Below are 16489 nucleotides of genomic sequence, written 5' to 3'. Positions count from 1 at the left end.
TCCGGCAATAACAATTTTACATCAGCGGTTTTTGTCCTCGCTGCCACCAACGCATCAGTAAACGATCGGCGCTCTCGGCGGCACTGCCGGTAAAACGGTCCATCAGTTTTTTACGCTGCAGATAACGTACGTTCAATACGTCACGACCGTCCATCAGTCCGAGGATCACCTCATCACTGGTATTGATCTCATCCACCAGCCCGTTGGCCAGCGCCTGTTGACCAAACCAGTGTTCACCCGTGGCAACCTGCTCAATGTCCAGAGCCGGACGCATGCGCTGTACAAAATCTTTAAACAGATGATGGGTTTCGTTCAGGTCTTCGCGGAATTTCTGCCGCCCTTCTTCCGTGTTTTCACCAAGTAAGGTCAGCGTACGCTTGTACTGTCCGGCGGTGTGCAGTTCGATATCAATATCTTTCCCTTTCAGGAAGCGGTGAAAGTTCGGGATCTGTGCCACAACGCCAATAGAGCCGACAATAGCAAATGGTGCCGAGACAATTTTATCCGCCACGCAAGCCATCATATATCCGCCGCTCGCAGCGACTTTATCTACCGTAACGGTCAGCGGGATCTGCTTATCGCGCAGACGTTGTAACTGGGACGCGGCCAGGCCATAGCCGTGTACTACGCCGCCCGGACTTTCCAGACGAACCACGACCTGATCCTGGGGTTTAACGACCGCCAGCACTGCCGTCACCTCTTCGCGTAATGCGCTGACCTCATGGGCATCCATACTGCCTTTAAAATCAAGTACCCAAACCCGTGGTTTATCAGATGACGTACTGTCTCCCAGTTTCGCTTTTGCCTTAGCGGCCTTCGCCTCAAGTTTGTGTTTCTTTTTCTGCGCCTTATGCCAGAATTTTTGCTGATGCCCATCCAATAAGGCCAGCGACAGGTCTTCTTTCATCTCTTTATATTGATCGCTGAGATTAATGACCCGCAATTCCCCACGCTGACGTTTGCGTTGTGTCGCGTTTACGATCAGCATAACTACCACCGCAATAGCCACCACGACAGTGACAATTTTTGCCAAAAACAACCCATATTCAGACAACAATTCCACGTGACCCACCTTGGTTAAACAACGCTACTTTCGCTCAGTGTACAACAGCCTTGTTAACCCGTCTTGCTTCATCCATTCAGTAAAAAGCATGACAACGCGTTCATTTTGCGGTGTTATTGCCTTTGGCTGATTGAAAAAGAACAGGGTTTAAGGCATAAAGCCCAAAAGTTATCGCGAACGAGATGGCCAGGACGTCGCCGAGGAGTAGCCGTGCATTATCAACCGAAACAAGATCTTCTACAGGACCGCATTATTCTGGTCACCGGTGCCAGCGATGGTATCGGACGTGAAGCCGCACAGACCTACGCGCGTTATGGCGCGACCGTGATTCTGTTAGGGCGTAACGAAGAAAAACTGCGTCAGGTTGCCCGCTCCATCGCCGAAGAAAAAGGTACGCAACCACACTGGTTCACGCTGGATCTGCTCACCTGTACGTCTGACGAATGCCACCAGCTCGCACAGCGCATTGCCGCGCATTTCCCGCGTCTGGATGGCGTATTGCATAATGCCGGATTGCTCGGTGACATTTGCCCGATGAGCGAGCAAAACCCGCAGGTATGGCAGGACGTGATGCAGGTAAACGTGAACGCCACCTTTATGCTGACTCAGGCATTGCTGCCGTTGTTGCTCAAATCCGATGCCGGATCGCTGGTCTTTACCTCCTCCAGCGTCGGTCGCCAGGGGCGCGCCAACTGGGGGGCATACGCCACCTCCAAATTTGCTACCGAAGGAATGATGCAGGTTCTGGCTGATGAATATCAGAACCGCCACCTGCGCGTAAACTGTATCAATCCTGGTGGAACGCGTACCGGCATGCGAGCCAGCGCGTTCCCGACGGAAGATCCGCAAAAATTGAAAACCCCCGCCGATATTATGCCGCTGTACCTGTGGCTGATGGGCGATGACAGCCGCCGTAAAACCGGTATGACTTTCGATGCCCAGCCGGGCCGTAAACCAGGAATCGCCCAATGAGTGAAGAACGCTATCAGCAGCGCCAGCAGCGCGTAAAAGACCGGGTTGACGCCCGTGTTGCCGCCGCCAGAGACGAGCGCGGGATTATTATTGTGTTCACCGGAAATGGTAAGGGTAAAACCACCGCCGCGTTCGGTACCGCCACGCGCGCAGTAGGCCACGGTAAAAAAGTCGGCGTAGTGCAATTTATTAAGGGGACGTGGCCAAACGGTGAACGTAACTTACTCGAACCCCACGGCGTTGAGTTTCAGGTCATGGCGACAGGATTTACCTGGGAAACGCAGAACCGCGAGTCCGACACCGCAGCCTGCATGGCCGTATGGGAACACGGCAAGCGGATGCTGGCCGACGCAGAGCTGGATATGGTGATACTGGACGAGCTGACCTACATGGTTGCATACGACTATCTGCCGCTCGACGAGGTCATCAATGCCCTAAACGCGCGCCCTGCCCATCAAACGGTTATTATCACCGGTCGTGGATGTCATCGCGATATTCTGGAGTTAGCGGATACGGTCAGCGAACTGCGGCCGGTTAAGCACGCCTTTGAAGCGGGTGTGAAAGCCCAGATGGGGATCGATTACTGATAGTAGGCCGGATAAGGCGCTTACGCCGCATCCGGCTCCACGCTAACGCCTGATGGCGCGTTGCTTATCAGGCCTACTCATGATTAACCGTTGTTGCTGCGACCGCCCGGACGACGGCTGCTGCCAACCTGAGAGTGGCGCTTCACCGCACGGCGGATCTGGTTTGCCTTCATACGGCGACGATCTTTCTCGACGGCAACTTTAGAGGTGGTTTCCGGCTTCAGTTCCACCAGTTCACGCAAATAGTTGGTCTGCGCGAGGTCAAGTTCCGTCCAGCCGCCACGCGGCAGGCCTTTCGGCAGCGGAATATCACCGTAACGTACACGGATAAGACGACTTACCTGCACGCCCACGGCTTCCCACAGGCGACGGACTTCACGGTTACGCCCTTCGGTCAACGTGACGTTATACCACTGGTTGATCCCTTCACCGCCGCTGAACTTGATCGTTTTAAATGCGGCCGGACCATCTTCCAGTTGCACGCCACGACTCAGATCGCGCAGTTTTGCGTCATCAACCTGACCAAACACACGCACCGCATATTCACGTTCAACTTCGCGGCTTGGGTGCATCAGACGGTTCGCCAGTTCGCCATCGGTGGTAAACAGCAGTAAACCACAGGTATTCACGTCCAGACGTCCCACGGCAATCCAGCGCGCATCGCGCAGTTTTGGCAGACGATCAAACACGGTCGGACGACCTTCCGGGTCGTTACGGGTACACAGTTCACCTTCTGGCTTGTAATAAGCCAGAACACGGCAGATTTGCTCCGCAGATTCTTTCACCGAAATCAGATGACCGTCGATACGGATTTTCAGACCCGGCGTAACTTCAACGCGATCGCCGAGCGTGGCAATTTTGCCATCAACGCTCACGCGACCCGCGGCAATTATGGATTCAATTTCACGGCGAGAACCGTGGCCAGCGCGCGCCAGCACTTTTTGTAACTTTTCGCTCATAGAGCTTCCTTTAGATGTCGCCTTCACAGGCGTCGAACAGGAGAATCAACGGCGCCAGTCAGCGCCATTTTAAGGCCGCGTAGTATAGCGGTTCGCGCCCTTATAAGAAAGGTTTAACGTCGCCGACGCCTTCGCGCAATACCACCGGGGAATCATCGGTTAAATCAATGACCGTGGTTGGCTGCTGGCCGAGATATCCACCGTGGATAATCAAATCCACCACTTTCTCCAGACGATCTTTGATTTCTTCCGGATCTGACTCGGTAAATTCGCTGCCCGGCAGCATCAGTGATGTAGAGAGCATGGGCTCGCCCAGCGCTTCCAGCAGCGCCAGCGCAATCGGATTCGAGGGTACACGCAAACCAATGGTCTTACGTTTTTCCTGCAACAGTCGACGTGGTACTTCTTTCGTCCCCTTCAGGATGAACGTGTAGTTGCCCGGCGTGTTGTTTTTAATTAAACGGAAGGCCACGTTGTCGACAAACGAATAGGTCGACAGTTCGGACAGGTCACGACACATCAGCGTAAAGTTGTGCCCGTCCGGCAGGTGACGGATGCGACAAATGCGCTCCATTGCGCCTTTATCTTCAATTTTGCAACCCAACGCATAGCCGGAATCAGTTGGATAGACGATCACCCCTCCTTTACGCACGATTTCAACGGCCTGATTGATCAGGCGCTGCTGTGGGTTTTCGGGATGAATATAAAAAAACTGGCTCATACTTTCCTCTCTGTGGTCTCGGGCTGTTCCCAAAGTTGCCAGACGCCTTCTACGCCTGCGGGCAACCAGAGTTTACGACCCAGCTCAATCCATGGGCAGGGTAGATGAAAATCAGACCCTTGCGATGCCCACAGTTGATGCTGACGCGCAAGCGTCGCCAGATGGGTGCGTTCATTGGGAGACTGCTGGCACTGTGCCACTTCCATCGCGTCGCCGTGATGTTCAGCAAAATGCGCAACCAGTCTTTTCAGCCACTTAGCGCTAAGATCGTACCGCCCAGGATGAGCCAGAACTGCCTTACCGCCAGAATGATGAATGACATCAATAGCTTGTTCTATTGTACACCACTGTGGCGGAACGTAACCGGTTTTCCCACGAGCAAGATATTTTTTAAAGACATCCGCCATGGTTGTGGCTTTTCCGCATTCCACCAGAAAACGCGCAAAATGCCCCCGAGTGATCGCCCCGCCATCAGCCAGGCGTAATGCCCCTTCCCACGCGCCGGGAATATGCGCTTTGTCGAGTCGTTCAGCAATCAGGCGCGCGCGCTGCTGACGACGTTCCGTTTGCTGCGCCAGAAATTCGCACATCATTGGATGGGCGATATCAATGTTCAGACCCACGATATGGATCTCATGGTTTTCCCAGACTGTTGATATCTCGACGCCAGGGATCAAATTTAACGCTAAACCCGCACGTGAAATTTCTTCTCTTGCCGCCGCAATACCCGCCGTGGTGTCATGATCGGTGATCGCCAGTGTACCGACTCGCATCTCTACCGCACGGTGTACTAAGGCTTCTGGCGTTAATCGCCCATCGGAGGCTGTAGTATGACTGTGCAGGTCATAAATCACTGCGTAATTCGTGTCGCTCAATGCGGCTCCCGTTTCACTAAATGTCTTAACCCGCCCATCATAGCGGTTTAGACAAATATACTGAAATCAGGTGTTGACTTTATTCCATTGAACTAGTTAACTAGTACGCAAGTTCACATGAAGAAGGTATCTGAGATGAAAGCAACATTTGTTCTGCACGGTTGGTGGCGCACTTCCTGATTTCGGGCAGTGTCTTACGTCTGCAATATGCAACCAGATACCCGGCCCGCCAAATGAGCGGGCTTTTTTTTGAACAAAATTAATGAGAATAACGATGCAAACACAAAAACCGACACTCGAACTGCTTGCCTGCGATGCCGCCTACCGTGAAAATCCGACGGCGCTGTTTCATCAGGTGTGTGGCGCACGTCCGGCAACGCTGCTGCTGGAATCTGCCGATATCGACAGCAAAGACGATCTGAAGAGCCTGCTGCTGGTCGACAGCGCATTACGTATTACCGCCATCGGTGACACTGTCACCATTCAGGCATTATCCGCTAACGGCGCATCGCTGCTGCCGCTGCTGGATGCTGCCCTGCCAGCGGGTGTTGAGAACAAACAACAGCCGAATGGTCGCCATCTGCGATTCCCTGCCGTTAGCCCGCTGCTGGATGAAGACGCCCGCTTATGTTCCCTGTCCGTATTTGATGCCTTCCGTTTATTGCAGGAGCTGGTTAATGTTCCTGCGCAAGAACGTGAAGCGATGTTCTTTGGCGGTCTGTTTTCCTACGACCTGGTTGCCGGTTTTGAAGATTTACCTCAGCTTGAAGCGGGCAACCGTTGCCCTGACTACTGCTTCTATCTGGCAGAAACGCTCATGGTCATCGACCATCAGAAGAAAAGCACCCGCATTCAGGCCAGCATATTTACCCCCAGCGATGCAGAAAAACAGCGTCTTAATGCCCGTCTGGCGCAACTGAGCCAGCAGCTTACCGAACCTGCGCCGCCGCTGCCCGTCACTGAAGTTCCGCACATGCGCTGCGAATGCAATCAGAGCGATGAAGAGTTTGCCGCCGTGGTTCGTGGTATGCAAAAAGCCATTCGCGCTGGCGAAATTTTCCAGGTGGTTCCATCCCGTCGTTTCTCGCTGCCCTGCCCGTCACCGCTGGCGGCCTACTATGTGCTGAAGAAAAGTAACCCCAGCCCGTACATGTTTTTTATGCAGGACAACGATTTCACTCTGTTCGGCGCCTCTCCGGAAAGCTCGCTGAAATACGATGCCACCAGCCGGCAGATTGAAATCTATCCGATTGCCGGGACCCGCCCACGCGGTCGTCGTGCGGACGGTTCGCTGGACCGCGATCTCGACAGCCGTATTGAGCTGGAGATGCGTACCGATCATAAAGAGCTTTCCGAGCACCTGATGCTGGTAGACCTGGCGCGTAACGACCTGGCGCGCATCTGTACGCCCGGCAGCCGCTACGTTGCTGACCTCACCAAAGTGGATCGTTATTCCTTCGTTATGCACCTGGTTTCCCGCGTAGTCGGCGAGCTGCGTAGCGATCTGGATGTGCTGCATGCTTACCGCGCCTGTATGAACATGGGTACGCTAAGCGGAGCGCCGAAAGTTCGCGCCATGCAGCTTATCGCCGAGGCCGAAGGCCGTCGTCGCGGCAGCTATGGCGGTGCAGTAGGTTACTTCACGGCCCATGGCGATCTGGATACCTGTATTGTGATTCGTTCCGCCCTCGTGGAAGACGGTATTGCCACCGTTCAGGCTGGCGCCGGAATTGTTCTGGATTCCGTTGGGCAGTCAGAAGCCGATGAAACCCGTAATAAAGCGCGTGCGGTTCTGCGTGCTATCGCCACCGCACACCACGCACAGGAGACCTTCTAATGGCTGACATTCTGCTGCTCGATAATATCGACTCTTTTACCTATAACCTGGCAGATCAGCTGCGTACTAACGGTCATAACGTGGTGATTTACCGCAACCATATTCCGGCCCAGACATTAATAGACCGCTTAGCGACCATGAAAAATCCGGTGCTGATGCTCTCTCCAGGTCCAGGTGCGCCAAGCGAAGCGGGCTGCATGCCGGAGCTGTTAACCCGCCTGCGCGGCAAGCTGCCAATCATCGGCATTTGTCTGGGGCATCAGGCCATTGTCGAGGCCTATGGTGGATACGTGGGACAGGCTGGGGAAATCCTGCACGGCAAAGCGTCCAGCATTGAACACGACGGTCAGGCAATGTTCGCCGGTCTGGCAAATCCGCTGCCGGTGGCGCGCTATCACTCGCTGGTTGGCAGCAACGTTCCGGCCGGATTGACCATCAACGCCCACTTTAACGGCATGGTGATGGCGGTACGTCACGATACCGATCGCGTATGTGGCTTCCAGTTCCATCCAGAATCTATTCTGACCACCCAGGGCGCACGTCTGCTGGAGCAAACGCTGGCCTGGGCGCAACAGAAACTCGAACAGACCAATACCCTGCAACCTATTCTGGAGAAACTGTATCAGGCCCAGACGCTGTCTCAGCAGGAAAGCCACCAGCTGTTCTCCGCCGTGGTACGCGGTGAACTGAAGCCGGAACAACTGGCTGCGGCGCTGGTGAGCATGAAAATTCGCGGCGAGCACCCGAATGAAATTGCCGGTGCGGCAACCGCGTTGCTGGAAAACGCCGCCCCGTTCCCGCGACCTGATTATCTGTTTGCCGATATTGTCGGTACCGGTGGTGACGGCAGCAACAGTATCAATATTTCCACCGCCAGCGCCTTTGTGGCGGCCGCTTGCGGACTGAAAGTCGCCAAACACGGCAACCGCAGCGTCTCCAGCAAGTCGGGCTCTTCGGATCTGTTAGCGGCTTTTGGCATCAATCTGGATATGAACGCCGATAAATCCCGTCAGGCACTTGACGACCTCGGTGTGTGTTTCTTGTTTGCGCCGAAATACCACACCGGTTTTCGCCATGCCATGCCAGTACGCCAACAGTTGAAAACCCGTACGCTGTTTAACGTCCTCGGCCCGTTGATTAACCCGGCACATCCGCCGCTGGCGCTGATCGGCGTTTACAGTCCGGAACTGGTGCTGCCAATTGCCGAAACGCTGCGCGTGTTGGGGTATCAGCGGGCAGCCGTGGTGCACAGCGGCGGCATGGATGAAGTTTCGCTGCATGCGCCGACCATTGTGGCAGAGCTGCATGATGGCGAAATCAAGAGCTATCAACTGACGACGGAAGACTTTGGCCTGACGCCTTACCACCAGGAACAGCTGGCTGGCGGCACGCCGGAAGAAAACCGTGACATTCTTAGTCGCTTGTTACAAGGTAAAGGTGAAGCCGCTCATGAAGCTGCTGTTGCCGCGAATGTCGCCATGTTAATGCGCCTGCACGGTGAAGAAGATTTAAAAGCCAATGCGCAAACCGTGATTAATGTACTGCGCAGCGGTGCGGCCTATGACCGTGTCACTGCACTGGCAGCAAGAGGGTAAATGATGCAAACCGTTTTAGCGAAAATTGTCGCAGACAAGGCGATTTGGGTAGAAGCCCGCAAACAGCAACAACCGCTGGCCAGCTTTCAGAATGATGTTCAACCCAGCGCTCGTGATTTCTACGATGCGCTGCAAGGTGCACGCACCGCCTTTATTCTGGAGTGCAAAAAAGCGTCTCCGTCAAAAGGCGTGATCCGTGATGACTTCGACCCGGCACAGATTGCGGGCGTATATAAACAATATGCTTCCGCGATTTCCGTACTGACCGATGAGAAATATTTTCAGGGGAGCTTTGATTTCCTGCCCATCGTCAGCCGCATCGCACCGCAGCCGATTCTGTGTAAGGACTTTATTATCGATCCTTACCAGATTTACCTGGCGCGCTTCTATCAGGCGGACGCCTGTCTGCTGATGCTGTCGGTGCTTGATGATGAGCAATATCGTCAACTCGCCGCCGTCGCCCACAGTTTGAAAATGGGCGTACTGACCGAAGTCAGTAACGATGAAGAGCTGGAGCGTGCTATCGCACTGGGTGCCAAAGTCGTCGGTATCAACAACCGTGATTTACGCGACCTGTCGATTGATCTGAATCGCACCCGCCAACTGGCGCCGCGACTGGGTCATGGCGTAACCGTCATCAGCGAGTCCGGTATCAATACCTATGGTCAAGTGCGAGAACTCAGCCACTTCGCCAACGGTTTTCTGATTGGCTCCGCGTTGATGTCGCATGATGATCTGCATGGTGCCGTGCGTCGCGTTCTGCTCGGCGAAAATAAAGTCTGCGGTTTAACCCGAGCTCAGGATGCAAACGCGGCATACGAAGCGGGTGCCATATACGGCGGGTTGATTTTTGTGTCCACATCGCCACGCACGGTCAGCGTTGAACGCGCGCGCGAGGTCATGACCGGCGCACCGCTGCAATATGTCGGGGTGTTCCGCAACGCAGAGATCACCGACGTGCGCGAAACAGCGGCGGCTCTGGGGTTAACAGCCGTGCAATTGCATGGTAGCGAAGACCAGACCTATGTTGACGCCCTGCGCGACGCGCTCCCCGAACAGGTGCAAATCTGGAAGGCGTTAAGCGTCAGTGAAACGTTGCCAGCTCGTGATTATCAGCACGTCGATAAATACGTATTCGACAATGGTCAGGGCGGCAGCGGTCAACGCTTCGACTGGTCACTTTTAGGCGGACAATCTCTGGATAACGTTTTACTGGCTGGCGGACTCGGCGCTGATAACTGCGTTGACGCGGCAAAAACCGGCTGTGCCGGTCTCGATTTCAATTCTGGCGTAGAGTCACAGCCGGGCATCAAGGATGCACGTCTTTTGGCTTCGGTCTTTCAGACGCTGCGCGCATATTAAGGAAAAGGACATGACAACATTACTCAATCCGTATTTTGGTGAATTTGGCGGTATGTATGTGCCACAGATTCTGATGCCTGCCCTGCGCCAGCTGGAAGAAGCTTTTGTCAGCGCGCAAAAGGATCCTGAATTTCAGGCGCAGTTTACAGACCTGCTGAAAAACTATGCTGGTCGTCCAACTGCACTGACCAAATGCCAGAACATTACTCAAGGCACCCACACTACGCTGTATCTCAAACGTGAAGATTTGCTGCACGGCGGCGCGCACAAAACCAACCAGGTGCTGGGCCAGGCATTGCTGGCGAAACGTATGGGGAAAACGGAGATCATCGCCGAAACCGGCGCGGGCCAGCACGGTGTTGCATCAGCTCTCGCCAGCGCACTGCTGGGGCTGAAATGCCGTATTTATATGGGTGCAAAAGACGTTGAACGCCAGTCGCCAAACGTTTTCCGTATGCGTCTGATGGGGGCTGAAGTTATCCCGGTTCACAGCGGTTCTGCAACGCTGAAAGATGCCTGTAACGAAGCGCTGCGCGACTGGTCTGGCAGCTACGATACCGCGCACTATATGCTCGGTACGGCGGCAGGTCCACATCCCTTCCCGACCATTGTTCGTGAATTTCAGCGCATGATCGGCGAGGAAACTAAAGCGCAGATCCTTGAAAAAGAAGGTCGCCTGCCGGACGCGGTTATCGCCTGCGTGGGCGGCGGTTCTAACGCCATCGGTATGTTCGCGGACTTTATTAATGAAACCAGCGTCGGTCTGATTGGCGTCGAGCCTGGCGGCCATGGGATTGAATCAGGGGAACATGGCGCACCGTTGAAGCATGGTCGTGTCGGGATTTACTTCGGCATGAAGTCCCCGATGATGCAGACCGAAGAAGGACAGATTGAAGAGTCTTACTCTATTTCCGCGGGGCTGGATTTCCCGTCTGTCGGGCCGCAGCATGCGTATCTGAACAGCATTGGTCGCGCCGATTATGTTTCGATCACCGACGACGAAGCGCTTGAGGCCTTCAAAACGCTGTGTCTGCACGAGGGGATTATTCCGGCGCTGGAGTCCTCCCATGCCCTGGCACACGCATTGAAAATGATGCGTGAAAACCCGGAAAAAGAGCAGTTACTGGTGGTTAATCTCTCCGGTCGCGGCGACAAAGACATTTTCACCGTACACGATATTCTGAAAGCGCGAGGGGAAATCTGATGGAACGTTACGAAAACCTGTTTGCACAGCTGAAGGACCGCAAAGAAGGCGCTTTTGTCCCCTTCGTAACCCTGGGCGATCCGTCTGTTGAGCAGTCACTGAAAATCATTGATACGCTGATTGAAGCCGGTGCCGATGCCCTTGAGCTCGGTATTCCGTTCTCCGATCCGCTGGCTGACGGTCCAACCATTCAGGAAGCCACCTTGCGTGCGTTTGCCGCCGGCGTCACGCCGTCGCAATGCTTTGAAATGCTGGCGCTGATTCGCCAGAAGCACCCTACGATTCCCATTGGCTTGCTGATGTATGCCAACCTGGTGTTTAGCAAGGGCATTGACGAGTTTTACGCCCAGTGTGAAAAAGTGGGCGTGGATTCCGTGTTAGTGGCCGATGTTCCCGTTGAGGAGTCCGCGCCATTCAGAGCTGCGGCGCTCCGCCACAACATTGCGCCAATTTTTATCTGCCCACCGAACGCTGATGAAGAACTGCTGCGCCAGATAGCCTCTCATGGCCGCGGCTATACCTATTTGCTTTCGCGTGCGGGCGTGACCGGTGCAGAAAATCGAGCGGCGTTACCGCTGCATCACCTGGTCGAAAAGTTGAAAGCATATGATGCTCCACCTTCTTTGCAGGGGTTTGGTATCTCTGCGCCTGAACAGGTAACCGGCGCGATTGACGCTGGCGCTGCTGGCGCTATTTCCGGCTCGGCAATTGTGAAAATCATTGAGAAAAATGTTGCGGCACCGGAACAGATGCTGGCTGAGCTGAAAGCTTTTGTCAGCGCGATGAAAGCCGCCACCCGGCAGTAAGCTAAATCAACCGCCAGAGACTTCTGGCGGTTTTACGCTTCTTTCGTGTGCTTCATTTTATACATGGCGCTATCTGCATTCTGAATAGCCACATCCAGTTCGCCGTTCACCTCTGCAATCCCCCACGATACTGACAATGGCACGGTATGACCGTCCACTACAAACACATGGCTGGTCACCTGCCCGCTGATACGTTGAGCGATTGCGATGGCATCAGTTGCCTGCGAGCGAAACAGCAGGATCATAAATTCATCCCCGCCGGTACGAATCACAATATCGTGACTGGTGCGGGTGTTTGATAACATCCTGTTGGCGATAATTTGCAGCGCACGATCGCCTGCCGCGTGACCCCAGGTATCATTGACGGCCTTGAACTTATTGCAGTCCAGTAGCACCACCGAACAGTGGGATAAATCACGGCGCTTGATGATGTCGAGTATTCGGCGATTAAAGCAACCGGTCAGGGTGTCTATATAAACCTTCAGGTCGCTTTCGTTTAGCCATGATTTTAGCGAGAAACTAATCATGATGAAAAAGAACGGCGCCAGCAGGATCACGATCCCGGCATGGGTATCGCGCGTCATAAAACGGCCTAATGAAAGCGAATAGTGCAGCGCATATTTCTCCGAAAAATTGCGCACTAAAAAACGGGATTGACCTGTACATTTACCGGATAAACAGAGACTTTCATTGTTGGTCAAATTTACCAATTCCACATTCAGCTCTGGTGGGAGCTGGTAGTCAAATGCTTGAGCCAACGCTTCCTGCAATTCGGGCTTTGAATGGTCATAAACCAGATAGGCCACGATTTGGTCTGATATCTCTTTGCCAGACAGATCGTAGATATAGCTCACCACGCTGTAAGCTTTTTCACCGGTAATTTTATCGGTATAGAAGTTCGTTGAACTAAGGGCTTTGTTTTTGACGTTTTTTTGCAACAGTCGGGTATAGAAATCGACCGGCGGATAGAAAAAGTTGGTGAGATCCCGCGCCATTTCAGAATTTGAGAAACTGAAGTTGCGCGAATCGGAAGCCATAAACCAGTAAAAATAATCTGAATTTTTGGCGATAATATAACGATGTGCATCGAAGCTGCCCGGATTTAGCTCGTTAACCATACCGCGAATAAACTCCGCCGCCGTATACATACACAGCGCGTTGTGGCTGGCTTGCTGGGCAATAATTGTCCCTGTTACCGAATGCAGACGCTTTGGGTCGGCGTTAATTCCCCATTCAATCTCATTGCGGGGAACAAATTGTGAAATATCGCCACATTGCTCACCCGATTTAATATGGTGATAGCGCTCACCAATCGCATCGGCGATCAGCTCATTATCGTTAAAAATGTCCATCATGCGCGCTTGCATGCGGTTAACACCGTCACTGACTGCAGCCATCCGCTGCTCATAAATTATAAACAGAAACAACGACGTAAATATCAACGTAATGAGCCCTGATACCAGCAGTGCCTGCCTGTTTCTGAGCTTGTCCTGCACAATCTTCACGAGTTCACCCTGATAGTTAACATATTGCCAAACCGGTTACCCGTTTCTGTCGTTGCATAACTGCGCTGTATGTTGATTGAGAATGTTAACCGTCCCTAAGCTGATGCCTTAGAAGCCCGCCGTTGTGTGCGCTAAAGTTACAGACTTATACAATAAAAGCACATTTTTGTTAACATAAATGCAAACTAATCATCACCCTCAATCGGATACCCCGCCCGACGAATGGCCTCACGACAATCGCTCACGCCTGCAGCGTAGCCCGCTTCGATCTCACAAACAGGACTGGCGCTGCAATAAGGTAGTTTAACCGGAGTCGCAATGCGTTTCTCCAGTACTTCAATTTTATCCATAAAATTCAATAAGTCACGCGCGGCACTCACGGCGAACTCTGCCGTTTCATCTCCGGTGAATGGTTCCAAAAGTGTGATTTTTTGTTGTAGCAGGTGGCGAGTCAACATCATCGTCAATACCCTCAAAGCCAGTTTGCTTAAAGAGTAGCATTACATCGACGGGGAGAAAGGCAGGAAGAAATAAACTGGTAATAAAAAAGCTGACCGTGGAACGATCAGCTTTTCAGTATTTTAATCACGGACTTAGAAGCGATAACCCGCGGAGAACATAAACACCCACGGATCGAGGCGGACGCTGTCATGCTGCTGCGCGCCAGCCAGTTTGTAGCTCGCGGTGGTGTCGATATCCATGTACCAGACCGACATGTTAATCAGCCAGTCGCGGTTAATCAGATAGTCCATACCCACTTGCCCTGCTGCGCCCCAGGAGTCTTTCAGGCTCAGGTCAGATAAACCGGTTTCTTTGCCGTTATTGTTAAAGCCTTCGTCAAAGAAGGTGGTGTAGTTCACACCGACACCAACGTACGGACGCAGTTTGCTGCTGGAATCGCCGAAATACCACTGCGCCATTAAGGTCGGCGGTAAATGGTGAACGGTCGCAATATCACCTGTTGTGGCAGTGCCAATTTTATGGCGGAACGGCGTGGCTGCCAGTAATTCAACACCGATATTGTCGGTTGCCATGTAGGTAAATGTCAGACCCAACTGCGTGTTATTGCTGACATCAAAGCCACCCAGGCTTCCCAGCGTACCACCCGCGCCTTCCGTCGGTCTGACGGTGGCAGAACCTGCACGAATAAAGAATTCTCCGGCCTCATGCGCAAATACGTTACCAGAGAGAAGAGTTGTTAAAGCCACTGCTGCAACTGTTAATTTTTTCATGTCCGCTCCATCGTTATGGTTATAAAAGCGGAACGAATATACCCACATTGGAGTAATAAGTGATCTAACCTGGATCACATTGACTTTGATAATTTAACATTTATTGATCCAGATTAAGTTAGAACTTGCATTCAAAATCCTGGTTAACCTAATTCAGATCAATTTCGATATATTTTCGCCACGCAAGTACCTGACCTCCGTTGCAGAATAGCGATGGTTATTTGTTCGTGATGCGCAGAGAACAACCAACGTTCTTGCATGACGCTGAAGTCATAGTCAAAAATTACCGGGGCTTTACAAAGATATGCTTTTCCATACACCGCGCGATGCTGCCACTGTAGAGTTATCCAGGGTACAATTGCCCACAAATGAACACCTGCAAAACTCAAGGAGAGTGCATGTCTATCACGGCGAAATCCGTTTACCGTGACACGGGAAACTTTTTCCGTAATCAATTCATTACCATCTTGCTGGTATCGTTGTTGTGCGCGTTTATCACAGTGGTGTTAGGGCATGCCTTTTCTCCCACCGACGCACAAATTGCGCAACTTAGTGAAGGCGATCAGTTAACCAGCAGCGTGGGATTGTTCGATCTGGTGCAAAACATGACCCCGGAGCAACAGCAAATTTTGCTACGCGCTTCCGCGGCGTCGACGTTTTCCGGTCTGATTGGTAATGCCATCCTCGCCGGAGGCATTATCCTGATGATTCAGCTGATTTCAGCCGGTCATCGGGTCAGCGCGTTACGCGCCATCGGTGCCAGCGCGCCGGTTTTGCCGAAGCTGTTTATTCTGATTTTTCTGACTACTCTGCTGGTGCAAATCGGTATTATGCTGGTGGTGGTACCCGGTATTCTGCTGGCTATCCTGCTGGCACTTGCACCGGTGATGTTAGTACAGGACAAAATGGGTGTCTTTGCCGCGATGCGCAACAGTATGCGTCTGGCGTGGTCGAATATGCGCCTGGTTGCACCAGCAGTGATCGGTTGGCTGTTGGCAAAAACGTTGTTGTTGCTTTTTGCGCCAAGTTTTGCGGTACTTACGCCAAATGTAGGCGCGGTATTGGCGAATACGCTGAGCAATATGATCTCCGCCGTATTGCTGATCTATTTGTTCCGCCTGTACATGCTAATTCGCCAATAAACCCTGAACGCATTCCGGGCTTGTCCCCGGTGCTTTTGATGACGGAATCGAAGAATGAAGCAGTTTCTTGATTTTTTACCGCTGGTTGTCTTTTTTGCTTTTTATAAGCTCTATGACATCTACGCGGCGACCTCGGCGCTGATTGTTGCGACGGCTGTGGTTTTGATTTACAGCTGGGTCCGCTATCGCAAGGTCGAGAAGATGGCATTGATCACTTTTGTTCTGGTAGCCGTGTTCGGTGGCCTGACCATCTTCTTCCACAATGATGAATTCATTAAGTGGAAAGTAACGGTGATTTACGGGCTGTTTGCCGGTGCGCTGCTGGTTAGCCAATGGGTAATGAAAAAGCCGCTGATTCAGCGCATGTTAGGTAAAGAGCTGAGCTTGCCACAGCCGGTTTGGACAAAACTTAACTTCGCCTGGGCCGTCTTCTTTATCCTGTGCGGTCTGGCGAATATCTATATCGCGTTTTGGCTACCGCAGAATATTTGGGTCAACTTTAAAGTGTTCGGCCTGACCGCCCTGACTTTACTATTTACGTTACTGAGCGGAGTCTATATTTACCGCCACCTTCCGCAGGAAGATAAATCGTAATAAATGCTCGCCAGATCTCCGGATCTGGCGAATTT

General features: G+C 52.7%; 17 protein-coding genes, 1 pseudogene and 1 other annotated feature. Of the genes and pseudogenes, 11 read left to right on the top strand and 7 right to left on the bottom strand.

Going from position 1 to position 16489, the window contains the following annotated elements; genetic code table 11:
• Positions 1 to 16: 16 nt before the first annotated feature.
• Positions 17 to 1063 (bottom strand): protease SohB, encoded by a 1047-nt coding sequence (gene sohB / locus N0B36_RS14315; protein WP_016153253.1) that lies wholly within the window; start codon positions 1061 to 1063, stop codon positions 17 to 19.
• Between the two features lie 210 nt (positions 1064 to 1273).
• Between sohB and N0B36_RS14310 the strand changes: the two genes are divergently transcribed.
• Together N0B36_RS14310 and cobO are read left to right on the top strand one after the other, a co-directional pair.
• Positions 1274 to 2035, top strand: a complete 762-nt coding sequence (locus tag N0B36_RS14310) for a YciK family oxidoreductase (protein WP_016156651.1) — start codon at positions 1274 to 1276, stop codon at positions 2033 to 2035.
• Complete coding sequence (cobO, locus tag N0B36_RS14305) at positions 2032 to 2622, top strand: cob(I)yrinic acid a,c-diamide adenosyltransferase (RefSeq protein ID WP_016153255.1); 591 nt, start codon at positions 2032 to 2034, stop codon at positions 2620 to 2622. The genes N0B36_RS14310 and cobO overlap by 4 nt, the downstream gene beginning before the upstream one ends.
• 83 nt (positions 2623 to 2705) lie before the next feature.
• Here the strand turns inward: cobO and rluB are convergent, their stop codons facing one another.
• The 3 genes from rluB to rnm all read right to left on the bottom strand — a co-directional run bounded on the left by rluB (position 2706) and on the right by rnm (position 5177).
• Complete coding sequence (rluB, locus tag N0B36_RS14300; protein WP_003020625.1) at positions 2706 to 3581, bottom strand: 23S rRNA pseudouridine(2605) synthase RluB; 876 nt, start codon at positions 3579 to 3581, stop codon at positions 2706 to 2708.
• 100 nt (positions 3582 to 3681) lie between these two features.
• Positions 3682 to 4302, bottom strand: coding sequence for an L-threonylcarbamoyladenylate synthase (locus tag N0B36_RS14295; RefSeq protein WP_016153256.1), 621 nt, complete (start codon positions 4300 to 4302; stop codon positions 3682 to 3684).
• Positions 4299 to 5177 carry an RNase RNM gene (gene rnm, locus N0B36_RS14290; protein WP_029139558.1) on the bottom strand — a complete coding sequence of 293 codons (879 nt, stop codon included), beginning with the start codon at positions 5175 to 5177 and terminating at the stop codon, positions 4299 to 4301. Before rnm ends, N0B36_RS14295 begins: the two co-directional genes overlap by 4 nt.
• A 135-nt stretch (positions 5178 to 5312) precedes the next feature.
• Between rnm and trpL the strand changes: the two genes are divergently transcribed.
• From trpL to trpA, 6 genes are all read left to right on the top strand, one after another.
• Positions 5313 to 5357 carry a trp operon leader peptide gene (trpL, locus tag N0B36_RS14285; protein WP_012905981.1) on the top strand — a complete coding sequence of 15 codons (45 nt, stop codon included), beginning with the start codon at positions 5313 to 5315 and terminating at the stop codon, positions 5355 to 5357.
• Positions 5334 to 5428, top strand: a sequence feature (Trp leader region). Its footprint overlaps the gene before it by 24 nt.
• 23 nt (positions 5429 to 5451) lie before the next feature.
• A complete protein-coding gene (locus N0B36_RS14280; protein ID WP_016156654.1) occupies positions 5452 to 7014 on the top strand; it encodes an anthranilate synthase component 1 in 1563 nt (520 codons plus the stop codon).
• On the top strand, positions 7014 to 8609 hold the full coding sequence (gene trpD / locus N0B36_RS14275) for a bifunctional anthranilate synthase glutamate amidotransferase component TrpG/anthranilate phosphoribosyltransferase TrpD (RefSeq protein ID WP_259688527.1): 1596 nt from the start codon (positions 7014 to 7016) through the stop codon (positions 8607 to 8609). Before N0B36_RS14280 ends, trpD begins: the two co-directional genes overlap by 1 nt.
• Before the next feature lie 3 nt (positions 8610 to 8612).
• A complete protein-coding gene (trpCF, locus tag N0B36_RS14270) occupies positions 8613 to 9971 on the top strand; it encodes a bifunctional indole-3-glycerol-phosphate synthase TrpC/phosphoribosylanthranilate isomerase TrpF (protein WP_259688626.1) in 1359 nt (452 codons plus the stop codon).
• Between the two features lie 10 nt (positions 9972 to 9981).
• Positions 9982 to 11175, top strand: coding sequence for a tryptophan synthase subunit beta (gene trpB / locus N0B36_RS14265; RefSeq protein WP_103766363.1), 1194 nt, complete (start codon positions 9982 to 9984; stop codon positions 11173 to 11175).
• A complete protein-coding gene (gene trpA, locus N0B36_RS14260; RefSeq protein ID WP_016156657.1) occupies positions 11175 to 11981 on the top strand; it encodes a tryptophan synthase subunit alpha in 807 nt (268 codons plus the stop codon). The genes trpB and trpA overlap by 1 nt, the downstream gene beginning before the upstream one ends.
• A 32-nt stretch (positions 11982 to 12013) precedes the next feature.
• On the opposite strand, the gene N0B36_RS14255 is transcribed toward trpA, so the two are convergent.
• The 3 genes from N0B36_RS14255 to ompW form a co-directional block, all read right to left on the bottom strand.
• A complete protein-coding gene (locus tag N0B36_RS14255; protein WP_016153261.1) occupies positions 12014 to 13486 on the bottom strand; it encodes a GGDEF domain-containing protein in 1473 nt (490 codons plus the stop codon).
• Positions 13487 to 13671: 185 nt separating this feature from the next.
• Entirely contained in the window at positions 13672 to 13947 is a 276-nt protein-coding gene (locus N0B36_RS14250) for a hypothetical protein (protein WP_016153262.1), read from the bottom strand.
• Positions 13948 to 14079: 132 nt separating this feature from the next.
• Positions 14080 to 14718: an outer membrane protein OmpW gene (gene ompW, locus N0B36_RS14245; protein WP_016153263.1), complete on the bottom strand. Its 639-nt coding sequence runs from the start codon at positions 14716 to 14718 to the stop codon at positions 14080 to 14082.
• A 283-nt stretch (positions 14719 to 15001) separates the two neighbouring features.
• On the opposite strand from ompW, the pseudogene N0B36_RS14240 reads away from it, so the two are divergent.
• The 3 genes and pseudogenes from N0B36_RS14240 to N0B36_RS14230 all read left to right on the top strand — a co-directional run.
• A pseudogene (locus N0B36_RS14240) lies at positions 15002 to 15088 on the top strand (YkgJ family cysteine cluster protein); the annotation flags it as partial.
• A 28-nt stretch (positions 15089 to 15116) separates the two neighbouring features.
• The gene (locus N0B36_RS14235) at positions 15117 to 15860 is read left to right on the top strand and encodes a YciC family protein (RefSeq protein WP_016153264.1); all 744 of its coding nucleotides are present in this window, start codon (positions 15117 to 15119) and stop codon (positions 15858 to 15860) included.
• Between the two features lie 54 nt (positions 15861 to 15914).
• On the top strand, positions 15915 to 16454 hold the full coding sequence (locus N0B36_RS14230; RefSeq protein WP_016153265.1) for a septation protein A: 540 nt from the start codon (positions 15915 to 15917) through the stop codon (positions 16452 to 16454).
• Positions 16455 to 16489 lie beyond the last annotated feature (35 nt).

The sequence above is a fragment of the Citrobacter sp. XY323 genome (assembly GCF_025106035.1).
GTDB lineage: Bacteria > Pseudomonadota > Gammaproteobacteria > Enterobacterales > Enterobacteriaceae > Citrobacter > Citrobacter braakii.
This window is presented reverse-complemented; position numbering and strand designations above follow the sequence as displayed.